The sequence below is a fragment of the Brevundimonas sp. FV1ye4L genome (assembly GCF_058681255.1).
Map to the genome: position 1 here is coordinate 152,596 of NZ_CM178734.1, position 18,396 is coordinate 170,991.

Consider the following 18,396-nt stretch of genomic DNA (forward strand, 5'->3'; position numbering starts at 1 on the left):
CCTCACGGGTCATGAAGACTGCGCGATCCGCAATGTCACGTGAAAACAACGCTCTGTTTGAGCGGGGGCGACGCGTGGCCGGGCAAGATTTGCGCGCTGCAGGGCAGGGCCTGCCGGGTAAGGCGAGGAAGATGGTTCCATGTCGCTGACGTCCATCATGAACATCGCCACCACGGGTCTGCAGGCCGCGCAGACCCAGTTGCGCGTAACTTCGGACAATATCGCCAACGTCAACACGGCCGGCTATGTCCGCAAGGTCGCCGATCAGACTGCAGCGGTCACCGAGGGTTATGGCGCGGGCGTGGATGTCTCGCGCGTTCGTCTGGCCACCAATCGCTTCCTCCAAGCCGCAGGCATGGGCGCGAACGCGGACGCCGCCCGCCAGAATGTGCGGTACGAACTTTACGACCAGATCCAGACCCAGTTCGGCGATCCCAGCGGCGACGGCGGCTTCTTCGCCAAGATTGACAAGCTGTTCGCCAGCTATGCGACCCTGGGGGAAAGCCCGACATCGTCGGCGGCGCGGCAGGACACGGTCTACAAGACCCAGGCGATGTTCAACGAAGCGGCGAACATTGCGGCGCAGATCCAGACGGCGCGGCAGGAGGCGGACAGTCGTCTGCTGAGCGCCGTCGATGCGGTCAATCCGCTGCTGGAGCAGATCGACAAGCTGAACAAGACGATCGCCGCCGGCTCGATCATCAACCAGGATGTGACCGGGGCCCAGAACGCCCAGCAGACGCTGATCAACGAACTGTCCCAGTATATGGACGTCAAGATCGAGCCGCGGGCGAACGGCGGGGTGACGCTGCGGACCGGGACGGGGATGACCTTGGTCGGCGACGGGCATGCGGTGCTGTCGTACAAGGCTGCGGGGACCGTCGATTCCATGACGGCCTTCTCGGACATCATGGTCACAGAGCCCAACGGGACGCGCTGGCCGCTGCTGGACGGCGTGTCGTCGGGGGAGATCCGCGGCCTTATCGAACTGCGCGACACCGACGCCCCGGCGGCGGCAGCCCGCCTGGGCGAGCTGACGGCCAAGTTGGCGGACGAGCTGAACCGGGCGCACAACGCGAACAGCAGCGTGCCCGCTCCGACCCTGCTGAGTGGTCGAAACACCGGTCAGTCTCTGACGACCGCCCTGACCGGCTTCACCGGTACGACCACGATCACGGCGGTGGACAGCGCGGGGGTGGTCCAGGCCTCGGCCCAGATCGTTTTTTCCGGCGCCACCATGACCGTCAACGGCGTGGCTGCAGATCCGACGACCTTCCTGGCCACGGTCAACGCTCAACTGGGCGGCCAGGCCACGGTTGGGTTCTTTGACGGGCAACTGCGGATCGAGGGTCAAGGCGGCAACGGCGTCGCCGTGGCGGATGACGCGACCACGCCCAGCAGCAAGGGCGGACGCGGCTTCTCCCACTGGTTCGGGCTGAATGACCTGGTCAGCACGACGACTCCCACCTTTTACGACACTGGCCTGACGCTGACGTCGCAGCATGGCTTCGACGCCGGTGAAAGCCTGACCTTCCGTATCGGCAGCACCTCGGGCGCCCGGCTGCGAGACATCAGCATTCCCGTGCCGACGGGAACGGGCACGATGGGCGAACTGCTGACCGCGCTGAACGATCCGGTCGCGGGCGTGGGGCGGTACGGCGCCTTCAGCCTGGACTCGTCGGGGACGCTGAGCTTTAGAGCCTATGACTCCTCTTCCACGACCCTGAGCGTGGTGAAGGACAATACGACGCAGAACCCCTCGGGCGTGACCATGTCGCAACTGTTCGGCCTGGGCGAGACGGGTGCGACACGCGCGGGCGCCTATTCGGTCCGTAGCGACATCCAGAAGGACCCGAATAAGCTGGCCCTGGCCCAGTTGAACCTGTCGGCGGCTGCTGGAACCTCGGCCTTGAGCAAGAACGATGGTCGTGGCGGTCTTTTGCTGGCTGATGCGGGACGCAAGAACGTCAACTTCGCCGCAGCGGGCGGCAACAGCGGCGGCACCAAGAGCCTGTCCGCCTATGCGGCGGACTTCGCTGGCGACATCGGCGGCAAGGCCTCGGCGGCCAAGACCGCCAGCGAAACCGCCACGGCCATCGCGCAGGAAGCCGACAATCGTCGCAACTCCGCCGAAGGGGTCAATATGGACGAGGAGTTGGTCAACATGACCACCTTCCAACAAGCCTACAACGCCTCCGCTCGCCTGATCCAGGCGAGCAAGGACATGTACGACGTGCTGATCGGGATCCTATAATGACGCGGGTCGCCACCTTCGGAAATTATCAGTCCGCCCTGCTCAATCTGATGAGCGCCCAGACCCGCGCTGAGCAGGCCCAGGAACGGATCGACAGCGGGACCATCGCCACCGACATGTCCGGTTATGGTCGAGGCGCTGAGCAGCTGACCAGTCTGACCTCGACCCAGGCGCGACTGGACGGGTTTATCGGCGCGGGAGAGAGCGCGGCCGCGCGGCTGAGCGCGCAGGACCTCGCGATGAACCGCATCTATGACGCCGGCGCGGCGGCGCGGGAGGCGGTCGCCAATGGCATAGCGGCGGGCAACATCACCAATATGATGACCGAGCTGGGGCTTCAGTATCAGACCGTCCAGAGCGGGCTGAACGCCGAGCACCAGGGCGCCTATCTCTTCGGCGGCGGTCGCGGCGACGCGGCGCCGGCGACGGCCAAGACGATGGCGGATCTCGCCGCCGCGCCCTCGACGGCGTCGACCTTCGCCAACGACGACCTGAAGCAAAAGTCGCGTATCGACGAGAACACCATGGTCGAGACGGGATTTCTGGCCGATGAGATCGGCGGGCCCCTGACTGAGGTGTTCCGCAATATGCAGGCCTATCAGAACGGGAACCCGGTCATCATCGGCGGCGTCACCTATACGCCGACCGGCGCGGGCACCCTGACCGGCAAGCCGGGCGCGAACGTCGTCGCCTTCCTGACCGCCCAGATGGGCGAGTTCAGCAACGCGAACCAGGGCCTGACGAACCAGACCGCCAAGAACGGACTGGTCCAGAACCAGGTCGAAGCGGCGCTGGATGCGCACGAATCCCAAAAACTGGCCCTCGACAAGCTGATGACCGACAAGGCGGGATATGATCCCGCTCAGGCGATCACCGACCTGCAAGCGGCCCAAGTGGCGATCGAGGCCTCGGCCCAGGTGATCAACTCGCTCCGCAATACGTCGCTGCTCGATCTTCTTCGTTAAGCTGCTCTAGAAAGAAAAATACGGCTCAGCTGGACGATGATGTGTGTGGAACGTATCGTGAACATATGGCACGTCTCGATCTGCGGAAAAAGCTCTCAATCCTGGCGGATGCGGCCAAATACGACGCCTCCTGCTCATCGTCGGGGACGTCGAAGCGGGACTCGGTCGGGGGCAAGGGGATCGGCTCGACCGAGGGGATGGGCATCTGCCACGCCTATACGCCGGACGGGCGGTGCGTCAGCCTGCTGAAGATCCTGCTGACCAATTTCTGCATTTACGACTGCGCCTATTGCATCAACCGGGCGTCGTCGAACGTGGCGCGGGCGCGGTTTGATGTGGACGAGGTGGTGGACCTGACGCTGAACTTCTACCGCCGGAACTATATCGAGGGGCTGTTCCTGTCGTCGGGCGTGATCCGCACCAGCGACTATACGATGGAGCAACTGGTCCTGGTGGCCAAGACGCTGAGGGAGGTCCACGACTTCCGCGGTTATATCCATTTGAAGCTGATCCCAGAGGCCGATCCGAAACTGGTCGAGATGGCGGGCCTCTACGCGGATCGACTGTCGGCCAATATCGAACTGCCGCGCGACGAGGCCCTTGCGCGGCTGGCGCCGCAGAAGGACGTCGGGGTCATCAAGAGGGCGATGAGCCAGGTGCGGCTGGGTGTCGAGGCGGCCAAGCCCGGCAAGCGCGACAAGATCAAGCCGCCCAAATTCGCGCCGGGCGGACAGAGCACGCAGTTGATCGTTGGAGCGGACGGGGCGCCGGACACCGAGATCCTGGACCGAAGCGCCTCCCTGTACGGCGGCTATGGGTTGAGGCGGGTCTATTATTCGGCCTTCAGTCCTATCCCGGACTCCAGTTCAGCCCTGCCGCTGTCCAAGCCGCCGCTGATGCGCGAGCACCGGCTGTATCAGGCGGACTGGCTGATGCGGTTCTATGGCTTTTCCGCGCCCGAGATTGGGGAGGGGACGGCCGAGGGCATGCTGGACCTGGCGGTCGATCCGAAGCTGGCTTGGGCGCTGAACAAGCGTGCCCTGTTTCCCGTCGATGTGAATCGGGCGCCGCGCGAGATGCTGTTGCGGGTGCCGGGGCTGGGGGTGAAGGCGGTGGACCGGATCATATCGGTGCGCCGGTACCGAACGCTGAGGCTGGAAGACGTCGGACGGCTGACGCGGTCTGTGGAGAAGCTGAGGCCGTGGATCACGGCGCTGGACTGGACGCCGGGCGGGCTGACCGACGCGGCCGATCTGAAGGCCCGGGTGACGACGCGGGCTCCGGAACAGTTGAGCCTGTTCTGATGCGGACGGCTGTGCTGGCGTCGGAGATGGATTTCGACGGGTGGAGGGTCGCGGCGCGCGAGATGCGGCTGGCGGGGGTGGAGCCTGCGACGGCGCGGTTCGTGGTCGAGGGAGCGCCATCTTCTGTGCAGGGCGGGTTGTTTGAAGCGCCGGCTATGTTTGCCCACCCGCCCGCCACACCTCGTCATCCTCGCCCCTGTTGCAAGGATTTATACGCCGTGACGAAGACGGGGGGCACACTGGAAGCACCGGGAGTATGTGTCCTCGGGACAAGCCCGAGGATGACGGATCAGGGGAAGGGCGAGCGGAAGGAGAAGGGATTCTCCGCGCCCGCCGCCTTTGTGGATCTGGCGCGCGAGGTGATCCTGCATCGGTCCGCCGACCGGTTCGACCTTCTGTATCGGCTGCTGTGGCGGCTTAGGGATGAGCCGGACCTGATGAAGGTGATCTCGGACCGGGACGTGGCCGAGGCGATGGAGCGGGCCAAGAACGTCAGTCGGGCCTCGCACAAGATGAAGGCCTTCGTCCGGTTTCGGCAGGTCGAGGATGCGCAGGGCGAAGCCTGGGTCGCCTGGTTCGAACCGCCGCACCGCGTGCTGGAGAAGACCGCGCCCTTCTTCCAGCGACGGTTCACGACGATGCGGTGGTCGATCCTGACGCCGGACGGGTCGGCCCATTGGGATGGAGAGGCGTTGAGCTTCGGCCCGCCGGCGACTCGCGACATGGCGCCGGCCGAGGACGAGATCGAGGAGTTCTGGAAGACCTACTACGCTTCGACCTTCAATCCTGCTCGGTTGAAGGTGAAGACGATGCAGGGCGAGATGGCCAAACGCTATTGGAAGAACCTGCCCGAGGCGGCGCTGATCCCGGAACTGGTGGCCGCTTCGTCGGTTCGGACGGATGTCATGGTCGCCACGCCCGCCCCGCAACCCAACGCCCGTTTCGTCCGCGCCCTGGCGCGCGACCTGCACGCGGCCCGACCGGACCCCGAGGCGGTTCCCGACAGCCTGGCCGATGTCGAGCGCGGGGTTCAGGCCTGTCGGCGCTGCCCCCTGTACCGCGACGCGACGCAAGGGGTTTGCGGGGAAGGACCGAAGAATGCGCGATTGATGATCGTGGGCGAACAGCCGGGCGACCAGGAAGACTTGGCGGGGCGACCGTTCGTCGGACCGGCGGGCCAGGTGCTGGACGCCGCGCTGGAAGAGGCTGGGATCGATCGATCGGATGTCTATGTCACCAACGCCGTGAAGCATTTCAAGCACGAGCCGCGCGGCAAGCGGCGGCTGCACAAGACGCCGAATGCGGGGGAGGTCCAGGCCTGCCGCTGGTGGCTGGACGCCGAGCGGCGGCTGATCCAGCCCAAGGTGGTGCTGGCCCTGGGGGTGACGGCGGGTCTTGCGATCCTGGGGCGCAAGCCGGCGGTGACGAAGGAAAGAGGTCAGGCCCTGGCGCTGGACGACGGTACGGCCGGGATGGTCACGGTTCACCCGTCCTATCTGCTGCGGCTGCCGGATGCGGCGGCGAAGGCCCAGGCGCGTCGTGGATTTATTGATGATCTGGTCGCTGCGCGGCGTCTTGTAAGCTGAAGGCTCGAACGAAAGACGGTCGGCGGCGTTTGCATAGGTCGCCAGCGTGGCGGTTAGGGGAGATCAGATGAGGCGCGCAGGTTCGACACAGTGCGAAAGGAAAGCGCCGAACAAATGTCATCGCACGTTGACTTCAACTGGAGCCTTGACCATTAGGCGGATCAGGATTTCGGCTGTTCCTTGCGTGGGTTGGGATCGTCCGAGGCCCGTTCTGACTTCCGGGGCGTGATGAGCCAGACCGACTACGAAATCACGGACGCAGGCGACGGCGCGGCGAAGCTGCGTCTTGTCGGCGACTGGACGACGACCGCCCTGGGGAGGCTGCCTCAGCGGCTGGACAAGGATTTGGACGGCCGCAAGATCGCGAGCGTAGACACCAGCGACCTGGGCCGGTTCGACACGGCCGGCGCCCTGGCCCTGGTGCAAGCGTCGCATTGCGGCCTGCCCAAGTCGGCGTGGACGGATCGGCCCGAGGCCGGCCGCATCTACACGATGATCGAGACGCTGGAGCGCAAGAGTTCGCCTCCGCCTAAGCAGGCGGACGCCTTTACCCGAAGCTTCGCAAAGATTGGGCGCGGGGTTTATGATTTCGGGGCAGAGGCGATGCTGTCCCTGGCTTTCCTGGGACGCCTGATGGAGGCCGTGGTCGAGGCGGCCAAACATCCCGGCGGCATTCGTTGGCCGGCCTGGGTTAGCCAGGGCGAGCGGGCCGGGCTGGACGCCATTCCGATCGTGATGGTGACGAACTTTTTCATCGGTGCAGTGGTGGCCTTCATTGGGGTGGACCTGCTGACCGACTTCGGCGCCCAGGTGTTCGCGGTGCAGCTGATCGGCGTGGCCATGTTCCGCGAGTTCGCGGTGGTGATCGCCTCGGTCCTGCTGGCTGGGCGGTCGGCCTCTGCCTTCGCGGCCGAGATCGGCTCGATGCGGATGAACCAGGAGGTGGACGCCATGCAGGTGATGGGCGTCAATCCGTTCCAGGCCCTGGTGATCCCGCGCGTGGCCGCCCTGGTGCTGATGCTGCCGTTGCTGACATTCATGGGGATGATCGGCGGGCTGATGGGCGGGCTCATCGTCTGCTGGACTTCGCTGAACCTGGGGCCGGCCTTCTTCTTCCAGCGGTTGGTCGAGGATGGAACCATGGCGCAGCACATGATGGTGGGGCTGGTGAAGGCGCCGGTGTTCGCCCTGGTGATCGCGGCCATCGGCTGCCGTCAGGGAATGTCGGTGGCGGGCGATGTGGAAAGCCTGGGGCGACGGGTGACCGCGGCGGTGGTGCAAGCGATCTTCGCCATCATCCTGCTGGACGCCGTCTTCGCCCTGGTCTTCCTGGAGCTGGACATATGACCGACGCGACGATGTCGGCCGCCGCGCCGGAAGACAAGGTCGAGAACCTGATCGAGGTGCGCGGCCTGTTGAGCCAGTTCGGCGAACGGACCATCCACGAGAACCTGGATATCGACCTCAAGAGGGGCGAAGTCATGGGCGTGGTCGGCGGGTCCGGCGCCGGCAAGACGGTGCTGTTGAACACTATCATCGGCCTGAAGGAGCCCGAGGGCGGGTCGGTCAAGGTGCTGGGCTATGACCGGGCCACCCTGACCGGCGACGAGGCGGCGGATATCGAACAGAGGACGGGCATCCTGTTTCAGCAGGGGGCGCTGTTCTCATCGCTGACCGTGCTCGAGAATGTGGCCTCGCCGCTGGTGGAACACACCAAGCTGCCGAAGTCGGTCATGTACGAACTGGCGGAGCTGAAGATCGCTATGGTGGGCTTAAAGCCCGAGCACCATCACTTGAAGCCCGCCGAACTGTCGGGCGGGATGAAGAAGCGGGCTGGCCTGGCGCGGGCCTTGGCGCTGGACCCCGAACTGGTGTTTCTGGACGAACCGACGGCAGGGCTGGACCCGATTGGCGCGGCAGCCTTCGACGAGTTGATCCGCCAGTTGTCGGACGATCTGGGTCTGTCCGTCTTCATGATCACACACGACCTCGATAGCCTGTACGCCATCTGTGACAAGGTGGCGGTGCTGGCGGACAAGCGGGTCGTCGAAAAAGCCACGGTGCAGGAGCTGGAACGCTCCGATCATCCGTGGATCAAGGAATACTTCCTGGGGCCGCGCGGTCGCGCGGCCACCAAGGCGGCTTGAGGAGAGCCAGGTATGGAAAGAGACGCACATTACGCCGCCGTCGGCATCGCCACCGTCGCCTTGCTGGCGGCCCTGGCGGTGTTCACGATCTGGCTGGCCCGGTTACAGTTCAACAGCGACTATGACCTGTACGACATCGTCTTCTACGGGCCGGTCAACGGACTGTCGGAAGGCGGCGAGGTGCATTTCAACGGCATCCGCGTCGGCGAGGTGACCGACCTGAACATCGACACCCAGCGCGGCGACCAGGTCATCGCCCGGGTGCGGGTGGACGGCACGACGCCCGTCCGCGTGACCTCGCGCGCCCAGCTGGAGCCGCAGGGCATCACGGGCCTGAACTACATCCAGATCACGGCGGGCTCGCCCAACAGCGCCCTGCTGAAGGACCAGTATCCGGACAATGTGGTGCCGGTGCTACAGAGCCAGCCGTCGCCGATCGCCGAACTGCTGAGCGGGTCGGGCACGGTGCTGGCCCAGACGGTGGATGCGCTGAACCGGATCAACCGGGTCATGTCCGACGACAACATCCGCAGCTTCTCGACCAGCGTGAAGAACGTCGAGGCCCTGACGACCGAGCTAGAGGCCCGCAAGGCCATCTTCGCCGAGCTGGAAGAGGCGGTGAAGAACGCCAACGCCACCATTCTGGAATACCAGGGACTGGCGGCCGACATGCGCGCGGTGGTCAACACCGACGGCCGTGAAGCCATCGCCAATATCAATCAGGCCACGGCGGAGGCCCGCACGGCCATCGCTTCGGCCAACCGGTCCATTACGGGCCTGGAACGACCGTTGGGTGACTTCGCGACGTCCAGCCTGCCGCAACTTAGCGGAACCATAGAGGAACTTCAGGAGGCGACCCGTTCGCTGCAGCTCCTGATCGATGACGTCCGCACCAGTCCGCGGGATTTCATCGCGAAACCGCAATCGAAAGAGCTGGAGGTGCAGCCGTGATCCGTTCCCTGGTTCAACTGGGCGCCGTCGCCGGCGTCGTCGTGTCGCTGAGCGGCTGTTCGCTGCTGTCCACGCCGGATCCGGTGCAGAACTATCGGTTCGGCCTGCCGCTGGACGCGCCGTCGGTCGAAGGCGACACGCCGGCGCCCCTGTCGGTGTCGATCCGCCGGATCGAGTTTCCGGAGGCGAGCGGCGACGACCGGATCCTGGGCGTCACCGGGACCGAGACCGCCTATATCGGCGGCGCGCGCTGGGTGTCGCCCGCCTCGACCCTGTTCGACGACAGCCTGAAGGCGGCCTTCGCCAATCGGGCCGACCAGATCCGCGTCCTGGGCCGACGCGAGCCCGGCACGCCGCCGCTGGTGCTTCAGGTGTCGGTGACGATGTTCGAGGCGCGCTATGCTGCGCCGGGGGCGGCGCCGGACGTGGTGATCACCGCCCGCGCCCAACTGCGCTCGACTCCTGAGCGTCGCGCGGGCGGGGACGCGGCGATCCGCCCTGAAGAGGGGCGGTCTGTAGAGCGGGTGTTTACGGTGACCCAGCCGGCGAGCGAGAACCGGGTGTCGGCCATCGTCGCCGCCTTCGACACGGCGACGCGCGACATCAACACCCAGATCGCCGACTGGACGATTCAGTCGGCGAAGTGACGGCTCAGGTGACCCACTGAAGGGACTCGGCTTCGACCGGGTTCCTGTAGGGGGCGTCGTCGCGCTGGGCGCGGAGCAGGGCGGCCTTCGAGGCGAAGTAAAAGGCGGACGGGCGATCCGGGTCGCCGGCGAAGACCAGCGGCAGATGCGGGCTGCGGCCTTCCAGCCGCTCCAGTATGGCCACGTCCTGACGCAGGAAGGTCCGGCCCCAAGCGGACAGCAGCGGGCTGCCGAACCGCAGGGCGGCGACCGAGCAGAGGATCAGGTTGCGGATCACGACGTCGCCCTCCGCCTGAGGCGTGACGGTGGTCAGGTTGATCAGTTCGAACCCGCGCGCCGTGACGCGCTCCAGCCGGATCGAGGGCAGGCGGAACTCGATACTGACCTTGCGGTCTTCGGACACCAGATCATAGGCGGGGGTGGAGGCGAAGGCGTCGGCCGCGACGGCGGTGAAGCCGAAGGGCGAGGGGCTGTAGCTCTTGGTCTTGGTGCGTCGCGCCTGGCTGCGCCACCACCAGGCGTTATGGATCATCGGCACATGGGCCGGATCAAGCAGACCCAGGACCGCCTGGTCGTAGTCGGCGCGCGCGGGAGCCTTGGAGTAGGCGATCAGGGCCAGTGGCGCCTCGGGCGTCGGAGGCATGTCCGGCGGGACGATCGAACCGGCGGGGCAGGCCCAAATCAGTCCAAGCCGATTGATCAGTCGCCATCCGCCGCAAGCGGTCGTCTGGACGGCGTCTGACGCGACGGCGGCGGGTAGGTCGATCCATTCGCCGTGAAACTGAGCCCGCGTGGCGGTTCGGGTCCGAGCGGCTCGCACGGGGTACCAGGCGTGGATCGGGGCGCCGAAGCGGCGGTCGCCCGGCTGGCGCGCCATCAGAAGGGCGCCGAGATCGAGCGGGGCTTCCGGCGAGGCGTCGCCGTTGGTCTCTGCGGGCCGAGCCTGGAGCGAAGTCGCCATGGGACGGAGGTCGCCTGTTCTCGCCCCGGGAGGCGTCGAGTGCCGGGAGCGGGCGCCCGGGGTCGCACCCGGAGGTCACGAATGACTTCCGGGTCATCGACACTAGCGGGCGCGTCATCGCCCAACAAGGTTCGATTGGGCGACCCCGGAACGGCCGAAGATCAGGCCGACTTCAGTCCCTGCGACACCGTGTAGGCGGCCTCGGTCTTGGCGGCGACCTCGTCCAGGGTGACGCCGTCGGCGAGTTCGATCAGTTCAAGGCCCGACCCGTCCGGTTTGACGTCGAAGGTGGCCAGGTCGGTGATTATGCGGCTGACCACGCCCGTGCCTGTCAGGGGAAGGGTGCAGGACTTCAACACCTTGGACTGGCCGTGCTTGTTGGCGTGTTCCATGACGACGACCACGCGCTTGACGCCCGCGACCAGGTCCATGGCCCCGCCCATGCCCTTCACCAGCTTGCCGGGGATCATCCAGTTGGCGATGTCGCCGTTCTGGGCCACTTCCATGGCGCCCAGGATCGACAGGTTGATGTGGCCGCCGCGGATCATGGCGAAGCTGTCGGCGCTCGAGAAGTAGGACGACTCCGGGATCTCGGTGATCGTCTGTTTGCCGGCGTTGATCAGGTCAGGGTCCTCATCGCCCTCATAGGGGAAGGGCCCCATGCCCAGCATGCCGTTCTCGGACTGGAGGGTCACGGTCATGCCGGCGGGGATGTAGTTGGCGACCAGTGTCGGGATGCCTATGCCCAGGTTCACATAGAAGCCGTCCTGCAGCTCTTGAGCAGCGCGTTCGGCGAGTTGTTCGCGACTACGGGGCATCAGTTCTTCCTCGCGATGAGACGAGCGGAATAGGTCAGAAGCAGCCCAAAAAGGCCGACCCCAACAGCCACCCTGTCCAAGCTCATGCTCGACAGGACGGCTAAGGCCAGACCCGCAATGCCGCACAGGCAGACGGCCACGATGGCGATGATGTTCAGCTTGGTCATCAGCCGGCGACTCCGACAGTTTCTGAACGCTGACGCACAGTCCGCTGTTCGATGCGCTTCTCGGACACGGTTTGGACCAGGCGGTCGACATAGACGCCGGGCGTGTGGATGTGGTCGGGATCGAGCGAGCCGACCGGGACGATCTCTTCGACCTCGACGACGGTGACCTTGCCGGCGGTGGCCATCATCGGGTTGAAGTTGCGGGCGGTCTTGCGGAAGACGAGGTTGCCGCGCTCGTCGGCCTTCCAGGCCTTGACGATGGACAGGTCGGCGATCAGGCCGGTCTCCATGACGTAGTCGCGGCCGTTGAAGTTGCGGACCTCCTTGCCTTCGGCGACCAGGGTGCCGACGCCGGTGGCGGTGAAGAAGGCGGGGATGCCGGCGCCGCCGGCGCGGATGCGCTCGGCCAGGGTGCCCTGGGGGTTGAACTCCAGCTCCAGCTCGCCGGCCAGGTACTGGCGCTCGAACTCCTTGTTCTCGCCGACGTAGGACGAGATCATCTTGGCGATCTGGCGGGTGCCGAGCAGCTGGCCCAGGCCGAAGCCGTCGACGCCGGCGTTGTTGGAGATGACCGTCAGTCCCTTGACGCCGCTGTCGCGCAGGGCGGCGATCAGGTTTTCGGGGATGCCGCACAGGCCGAAGCCGCCGGACATGACCGTCATGCCGTCGAAGGTCAGACCCTCCAGCGCGGATGTGACGTCAGCGTAGATCTTACCCATCGCTCTCCCTTTTCACTGCCTGATGAATATCGGCGCGTTTGACCACGCGTAACGCGGAGGGGGGCGGGGGGCAAGTCGGGAGGCGGGGGAGACGCTGCATTTTACACGGAATCCACTCGATAATTTTTGAGTCTCTTTTCGTGTATCTTCCGACGTGCGGATCCGGGGACGGAAGTGCGTGCATCCGTAAATGATGGTCGGGCGTATTGAGAGAACAAGCCTGACCACGGACTCCCCATGAACCTGACCAATGTCGCCATTCGCCAGTTGCAGGACGCGCCCTTTCCCGATTTCGTCACCCGGCCGGCGATCGACAGCCTGGTAACGGACGCGCGCAAGCGGCTGGATCGCGACGGTCCGCATGACGAGGCGGCCTTTGCGCGCGAGATGGCCGAGCGGGGCATCGCCGAACATACAGAGGCGGCGAACCGTCAGCACTACGAACTGCCGCCCGAGTTTTTCCGCCTGTGCCTGGGCGAGCGGCTGAAATACTCGTGCTGCCTGTATCCGACCGGAACAGAGACGCTGGACCAGGCTGAGGTCGCGGCCCTGCTGGAGACCTGCGCCCACGCTGATCTGCAGGACGGTCAGACCATTCTGGAAATGGGCTGCGGCTGGGGTTCGCTGTCGCTGTGGATGGCCGAGACCTATCCGCGCGCGCGGATCACGGCGGTGTCGAACAGCCACGGCCAGCGCAAGCATATCGAAGGTGAGGCGAGGGCGCGGGGCCTGGCCAATCTGACGGTCGTGACCCAGGACATGAACCTGTTCGACACCGACCAGAGGTTCGACCGGATCGTCTCGGTCGAGATGTTCGAGCATATGGCCAACTGGCGCGCCCTGCTGACCAAGGCGAAATCCTGGCTGAAGCCGCAGGGGCGGATGTTCATCCATGTCTTCACCCACCGCGACGCCCCGTATCGGTTCGACCACACCGACAGCGGTGATTTCATCGCCCAGCATTTCTTCACCGGCGGGATCATGCCCAGCCACGGGCTGATCCAGCAGTTCCCCGACCTGTTCGCGGTCGAGCAGGAATGGACCTGGAACGGCGGACATTACGCCCGCACCGCTAATCACTGGCTGGCCAATATGGACCGCAACGCCGCGCGGATCGCCGTGCTGATGCGCGAGACCTATGGCGACGACGCCAAGCTGTGGACCCGGCGCTGGCGGCGTTTCTACCTGGCGACCGCCGGCCTGTTCGGCAACGACTGGGGCTGCACCTGGATGGTCAGCCATTATCGCTTGAAACCCGCCTGAGGAGTTTGTCGTGATCAAATATGTCTTCGCCTATCTGGGAGCCGGGATCACCTTCGCGGTGATCGACGCCGTCTGGCTGACCACCATGACCGACCGGCTGTACAAGCCGGTGCTGGGGCCGATCCTGGCGGATAAGCCGGACATGAGGGCGGCGGTTCTCTTCTATCTGATCTCCATCGCCGGGACGGTCTTCCTGGCCATCGCACCGGCCTTGAAGGATGGAGGCTGGACACGGGCGGCGCTTAATGGGGCCGTGCTGGGCTTCGTCGCCTACGCCACCTATGACCTGACCAATCAGGCGACCCTGGCGATCTGGCAGACCAAGCTGACGGTGATCGACCTGATCTGGGGGACGGTCCTGACCATGGTTTCGGCGACCGGCGGCTATTTCGCCGCGCGCTGGGCCGAGGGGCGTTTCGGCTGAGGTCGCTGTCGTCGGGCTGTCTTTCGCCTGACACGGGACCGGCATGGCGCAGGCCGGGGTCGTTAAGCTATAGCTAACCCTGTTTTCGACGGGGGCGGATTTGCGCGCAGGCATCAACGGATTGACGGCGGCCCTGGTCGTCGGGGTCGTGATCGGCCTGGCCCTGACGCCGGACGGGCGCGACTGGCTGCGCCATCCGACCCTGATGCTGGGCGGAACCGCCAACGCATCGGCCAGTTCGCCCGCAGTCGTCGCGCCGGTCGAGAGCCTGACGCCCGCGCCGGTCGCCAAGGCGACGGTGACGCCGCTGAAGACGCGGCTCGCGCGGGGCGAACTGAGGATCGGGGTGTTCGGTGATTCGATGGCGGACGGTCTGTGGGCCGCCCTGTATCGCGATCTGCACGGCGAGACGGGGGTGACGGTGACCCAGTTCAGCGCAGTTTCCACCGGCCTGTCGCGCTATGACTATGTGGACATCCAGGCCAAGACGGCGCGGCAGTTGAGCGAGACGCCGGTCGATGCGGCGGTGGTGATGTTCGGGACCAATGACGCCCAGGGCATTAGCCTGGACGGGGTGATCCATGATTTCGGCACGCCTGGCTGGAAGGCCGCCTACGCCAAGAGGATCGACGATCTTGTGGGCCTGCTGCGGGCCAATGACGTGGCCGTCTATTGGGTTGGGCTGCCCAAGATGAAGCGGGCCGGGTTCGACGCCAAGATGACGGTGATCAACGCCGTGATGCGCGAGCGGATGACGGTCCTGGGCGTGCCTCTGATCGAGACGACCGGCGTCACGGCCGATGGCGCCGGCGAATACGCGGCCTATCTGCCCGGCGCGAACGGTCGGCCGCAACTGATGCGGGCCAATGACGGGATCCACATGACCATGGCCGGCTATCGCCGCATGGGCGCGCCGGTGGTGGAGCGGCTGAAGCGCGACGCGGGTCTGGATGCGGCGGCGGCTCAGCCGCAGACGACCGGCTGACTATGAGTCTGGGGGCCGTGGGGGCGGCGGTGCTGATGCTGGGGATGCACAGCGGGACCGAGGTCCCCTATGCGCCCATGCCCGCGCCGGCGCCGGGGGCGTCGGTCTGTCCTGAAGGCATCTGCGGGGTCGAGGCGCTGGAGAGGGTGTTCGCGGCCTTGCGGACGGCGGAGATCGGCCGGGGCGAGCGGCCGGTTCACATCCTGCAGATCGGCGACAGTCATACGGCCGGGGACCGGATCACCGGCGCCCTGCGCGCCCGGTTGCAGGCGCGGTTCGGCGCCGGCGGTAGAGGAGGCTTACCGCCGGGAATTCCCTATGCCGGCTACGGGCCGATGCAGGTCGAGGTGACGGCTAGTGATTGGCCCATATCGGTCGCGCCCCTGATCGGGCCGGACGGGGCGGCGACCCTGAGGGCGGGGTTGAGCGGGGCGTGGTCGGAGACGGGCGAGGGGGCGGTGCTGAGCCTGACCGCCGAGCCGGGCGCGGCCTTCGACATTGTGGGGCTGTGCGGCGACAGCGGGCCGCAGGCGGGACGGATCACGGTGACGACGCCGGAAGAGACGGTCGAGGCGGAGTTCCGCGCGACCGAGGCGGCCCCCCTGTGTCGGAGCCTGCGGCTGGGCGCTGCGACGACTTCCGTCAGGCTGGGCCCGACGGGGGCCGTGACCCTGCACGATGTCTGGATCGAGCGGCGCGGGCCGGGTGTGGTCGTGTCCAGCCTGGGCGTGGTCGGGGCGAAGTTGCGGGATCTGGCGGCGCGGGATCAGGCGGTGGTCGCGGCGGAGCTGGAGGCGTGGCGGCCGTCGCTGATCATTCTGGCCTTTGGCGTCAATGATGGATTTGAAGGGGTGGAGTCCGAGGCCTACGCTGGCCTGCTGCGGGGCCAGATCGAGCGGCTGCGGCGGCTGGCGCCGGGGGCGTCGCTGCTGATCCTGGGGGCGCCGGAGGGGCTGAAGTCAGGCATGGCGGGCGGTTGTGGGGCGGACGGATCGCGGGCGGCCCCGGCGGCTCTGGCGGTGGTCCGGGATGTGCAGCGTCGGGTCGCGGGCGAGACGGGCGTCGCCTTCTGGGACTGGTACGGACGGATGGGGGGCGACTGTTCGGCGGAGCGGCTGGCGACTAGCCCTGAGCCCTATATGCGGCCCGACCGGGTGCATTTCACCTCCCAGGGGGCGGAGTGGATCGGCGGGGTGCTGAGCGACGATCTGACGGGCGCCTATGACCGTTGGGCGGCGGCGAAGGGGGAGGCGGACTGATGCTGTTTCCGACCCTGGCCTTCGCGGTCTTCTTCCTGTTCGTCTATCTGGTCAGCTGGAGCCTGGATCGCGAGAACGGGCGGCGCAAACTGTTCCTGCTGCTGGCCAGCTGGTTCTTCTACGCCCAGTGGGACTGGCGGTTCGTGGGCCTGCTGATCGCTTCGGCCGTGCTGAACTGGGGCGTGGCGGCCTTGATCGTGCGCAGCGACCGGGCGGGACGGCGCAAATTGTGGGTCAGCCTGGGTGTGGCGGCCAATCTGATCATCCTGGGCTTCTTCAAGTATTACGGCTTCTTCGTCGAGCAGGCCGTTGATCTGCTAGCCCAATTCGGTTGGGAGCGTGATCTGCCGTTGTTGCAGGTGGTGCTGCCGGTGGGGATCAGCTTCTTCACCTTCCAGGGCATCAGCTATGTGGTCGACGTCTATCGCGGCAAGACCGCGCCGGCCGAGAGCCTGCTGGACGTCATGCTGCTGATGAGCTTCTTCCCGCATCTGGTGGCGGGGCCCATCGTGCGGGCGTCGGACCTGTTGCCCCAGTTCGCGCGCGTGCCCAGGCTGACGCGCGAAATGGCGACCCATGGGCTGCTGCTGATCGTCTGGGGCCTGTTCAAGAAGACGGTGATCGCGTCCGAGCTGGCGACGCGGCTGGTGGACCCGGTCTTCTTCGACCCGTCGGCCTACGGGGCGATCGACATCGCGGCGGCGGTCTATGCATATGCGGTCCAGATCTACTGCGACTTCTCGGCCTATTCAGACATGGCCATCGGGATCGCGGCCCTGCTGGGCTATTCCTTCCCGCGCAACTTCGACCAGCCGTACCGGGCCGCCTCGATGCAGGCCTTCTGGCGGCGGTGGCATATCAGCCTGTCCAGCTGGCTGCGCGACTATCTGTATGTGCCGCTGGGCGGGGGGCGGAAGGGGCTTTGGTCGTCGTGCCTCAATGTGATGATCACCATGCTGCTGGGCGGGCTGTGGCACGGGGCGGCCTGGACCTTCGTGGCCTGGGGCGCGCTGCACGGCGGGGCGCAGGTGGTCGAGCGTTTAGGGCGCGCGTTGGTCAAGGACCGCAAGGTCATCCCCACCTGGCTGGGCGTCCTCATCACCTTCCACGTCGTCTGTTTGGGATGGATCCTGTTCCGGGCCGAGACCTTTGACCTGGCGATGCAGATGCTGGCCGGGCTGGGGCGGTTCGAGGCGTTCAGCCTGGTGACGCCGTTCGTGCTGGTGCTGATCGTCGGCGGGCTGGCCATGCATGGGCTGCCGCCGCGCGCTGTCGAGGGGCTGGCGGAACGGCTGAAGACGGCGCCGTCGCCGACCCTGGGGGTGCTGATCGGGGCGGCGATATTGCTGATCGAGGCGATGCGGCCCGAGGGCGTGGCGCCCTTCATCTATTTCCAGTTCTGAGGCCTTGATCCGACGATGAGCGATCCCAAGGACCCGGTCGATCCCTTCCCGACCCAGGCGCACCCGCCGGTGTCGCCGTTTCCGCCGCTGGATCCACCCAGCGACTGGATCGATACGGCGGACGCCCACGACCTGCCGACGCGGGAAAACGCCCTGGTCGCCCTGGGCCGGTTCGCCTTTCCGCCTGCGCCGGCTCTGGATGAGGAGGGCGAGGCGTCGCGGGCGCGGCGGTGGACCAGCCAGACCCTGTTCATCGTCTGCGTCTTACTGATGATCTTCAACGCGGGGTCGGTGCAGAACTGGGCGCGTCAGCAGCCGCCGGGCTGGGGGCAGTCAACCGTTGATCGACTGGCGACCGTCTGGGTGGAGCAGTTGAGCCTGCTGGGCACCGATCTGCCGGTGGAAGGTATGCGCCAGACCTGGCGCGAGCTTCAGGCGGTGCGGTTCGACGGGCGCAAGGACGAGCCGGCCTGAACGACCACGCCTTGTCGTTCTGATTTTGACGTGTATTATCTGCTCGCGCAGGTTGCTTTCGCGAGGGCG

Annotated in this window: 18 protein-coding genes; 14 read left to right on the top strand and 4 right to left on the bottom strand. The window is 66.2% G+C overall.

Features of this window, described 5'->3' with window-relative positions; genetic code table 11:
- Positions 1 to 139 precede the first annotated feature (139 nt).
- From flgK to ACW17X_RS00705, 8 genes are all read left to right on the top strand, one after another.
- Positions 140 to 2,254 carry a flagellar hook-associated protein FlgK gene (flgK, locus tag ACW17X_RS00670; protein WP_492098973.1) on the top strand — a complete coding sequence of 705 codons (2,115 nt, stop codon included), beginning with the start codon at positions 140 to 142 and terminating at the stop codon, positions 2,252 to 2,254.
- Complete coding sequence (locus tag ACW17X_RS00675; RefSeq protein WP_492098975.1) at positions 2,254 to 3,219, top strand: flagellin; 966 nt, start codon at positions 2,254 to 2,256, stop codon at positions 3,217 to 3,219. The genes flgK and ACW17X_RS00675 overlap by 1 nt, the downstream gene beginning before the upstream one ends.
- 65 nt (positions 3,220 to 3,284) lie before the next feature.
- The gene (locus tag ACW17X_RS00680) at positions 3,285 to 4,523 is read left to right on the top strand and encodes a putative DNA modification/repair radical SAM protein (protein ID WP_492098978.1); all 1,239 of its coding nucleotides are present in this window, start codon (positions 3,285 to 3,287) and stop codon (positions 4,521 to 4,523) included.
- On the top strand, positions 4,523 to 6,109 hold the full coding sequence (locus ACW17X_RS00685) for a UdgX family uracil-DNA binding protein (RefSeq protein WP_492098980.1): 1,587 nt from the start codon (positions 4,523 to 4,525) through the stop codon (positions 6,107 to 6,109). Before ACW17X_RS00680 ends, ACW17X_RS00685 begins: the two co-directional genes overlap by 1 nt.
- 228 nt (positions 6,110 to 6,337) lie before the next feature.
- Complete coding sequence (locus ACW17X_RS00690) at positions 6,338 to 7,456, top strand: MlaE family ABC transporter permease (protein ID WP_492098982.1); 1,119 nt, start codon at positions 6,338 to 6,340, stop codon at positions 7,454 to 7,456.
- On the top strand, positions 7,453 to 8,256 hold the full coding sequence (locus ACW17X_RS00695) for an ABC transporter ATP-binding protein (RefSeq protein ID WP_492098984.1): 804 nt from the start codon (positions 7,453 to 7,455) through the stop codon (positions 8,254 to 8,256). The genes ACW17X_RS00690 and ACW17X_RS00695 overlap by 4 nt, the downstream gene beginning before the upstream one ends.
- Before the next feature lie 12 nt (positions 8,257 to 8,268).
- Positions 8,269 to 9,207: an MlaD family protein gene (locus ACW17X_RS00700; RefSeq protein ID WP_492098986.1), complete on the top strand. Its 939-nt coding sequence runs from the start codon at positions 8,269 to 8,271 to the stop codon at positions 9,205 to 9,207.
- Positions 9,204 to 9,854 (top strand): ABC-type transport auxiliary lipoprotein family protein, encoded by a 651-nt coding sequence (locus ACW17X_RS00705; RefSeq protein WP_492098990.1) that lies wholly within the window; start codon positions 9,204 to 9,206, stop codon positions 9,852 to 9,854. Before ACW17X_RS00700 ends, ACW17X_RS00705 begins: the two co-directional genes overlap by 4 nt.
- 4 nt (positions 9,855 to 9,858) lie before the next feature.
- Here the strand turns inward: ACW17X_RS00705 and ACW17X_RS00710 are convergent, their stop codons facing one another.
- The 4 genes from ACW17X_RS00710 to ACW17X_RS00725 form a co-directional block, all read right to left on the bottom strand.
- Positions 9,859 to 10,815: an SRPBCC family protein gene (locus ACW17X_RS00710; protein WP_492098992.1), complete on the bottom strand. Its 957-nt coding sequence runs from the start codon at positions 10,813 to 10,815 to the stop codon at positions 9,859 to 9,861.
- 161 nt (positions 10,816 to 10,976) lie between these two features.
- Complete coding sequence (locus tag ACW17X_RS00715; RefSeq protein ID WP_492098994.1) at positions 10,977 to 11,633, bottom strand: 3-oxoacid CoA-transferase subunit B; 657 nt, start codon at positions 11,631 to 11,633, stop codon at positions 10,977 to 10,979.
- Entirely contained in the window at positions 11,633 to 11,800 is a 168-nt protein-coding gene (locus tag ACW17X_RS00720; protein ID WP_492098996.1) for a hypothetical protein, read from the bottom strand. The genes ACW17X_RS00715 and ACW17X_RS00720 overlap by 1 nt, the downstream gene beginning before the upstream one ends.
- The gene (locus tag ACW17X_RS00725) at positions 11,800 to 12,519 is read right to left on the bottom strand and encodes a CoA transferase subunit A (protein ID WP_492098997.1); all 720 of its coding nucleotides are present in this window, start codon (positions 12,517 to 12,519) and stop codon (positions 11,800 to 11,802) included. The genes ACW17X_RS00720 and ACW17X_RS00725 overlap by 1 nt, the downstream gene beginning before the upstream one ends.
- Before the next feature lie 237 nt (positions 12,520 to 12,756).
- On the opposite strand from ACW17X_RS00725, the gene ACW17X_RS00730 reads away from it, so the two are divergent.
- From ACW17X_RS00730 to ACW17X_RS00755, 6 genes are all read left to right on the top strand, one after another.
- Complete coding sequence (locus tag ACW17X_RS00730) at positions 12,757 to 13,782, top strand: SAM-dependent methyltransferase (RefSeq protein ID WP_492098999.1); 1,026 nt, start codon at positions 12,757 to 12,759, stop codon at positions 13,780 to 13,782.
- A gap of 10 nt (positions 13,783 to 13,792) precedes the next feature.
- On the top strand, positions 13,793 to 14,206 hold the full coding sequence (locus ACW17X_RS00735) for a DUF2177 family protein (protein ID WP_267513993.1): 414 nt from the start codon (positions 13,793 to 13,795) through the stop codon (positions 14,204 to 14,206).
- A 100-nt stretch (positions 14,207 to 14,306) separates the two neighbouring features.
- Positions 14,307 to 15,191 carry an SGNH/GDSL hydrolase family protein gene (locus tag ACW17X_RS00740; protein ID WP_492099002.1) on the top strand — a complete coding sequence of 295 codons (885 nt, stop codon included), beginning with the start codon at positions 14,307 to 14,309 and terminating at the stop codon, positions 15,189 to 15,191.
- A 2-nt stretch (positions 15,192 to 15,193) separates the two neighbouring features.
- Positions 15,194 to 16,450: a GDSL-type esterase/lipase family protein gene (locus tag ACW17X_RS00745; RefSeq protein WP_492099004.1), complete on the top strand. Its 1,257-nt coding sequence runs from the start codon at positions 15,194 to 15,196 to the stop codon at positions 16,448 to 16,450.
- On the top strand, positions 16,450 to 17,853 hold the full coding sequence (locus ACW17X_RS00750) for an MBOAT family O-acyltransferase (RefSeq protein ID WP_492099006.1): 1,404 nt from the start codon (positions 16,450 to 16,452) through the stop codon (positions 17,851 to 17,853). The genes ACW17X_RS00745 and ACW17X_RS00750 overlap by 1 nt, the downstream gene beginning before the upstream one ends.
- Positions 17,854 to 17,868: 15 nt before the next feature.
- A complete protein-coding gene (locus ACW17X_RS00755) occupies positions 17,869 to 18,327 on the top strand; it encodes a hypothetical protein (protein ID WP_492099008.1) in 459 nt (152 codons plus the stop codon).
- Positions 18,328 to 18,396 lie beyond the last annotated feature (69 nt).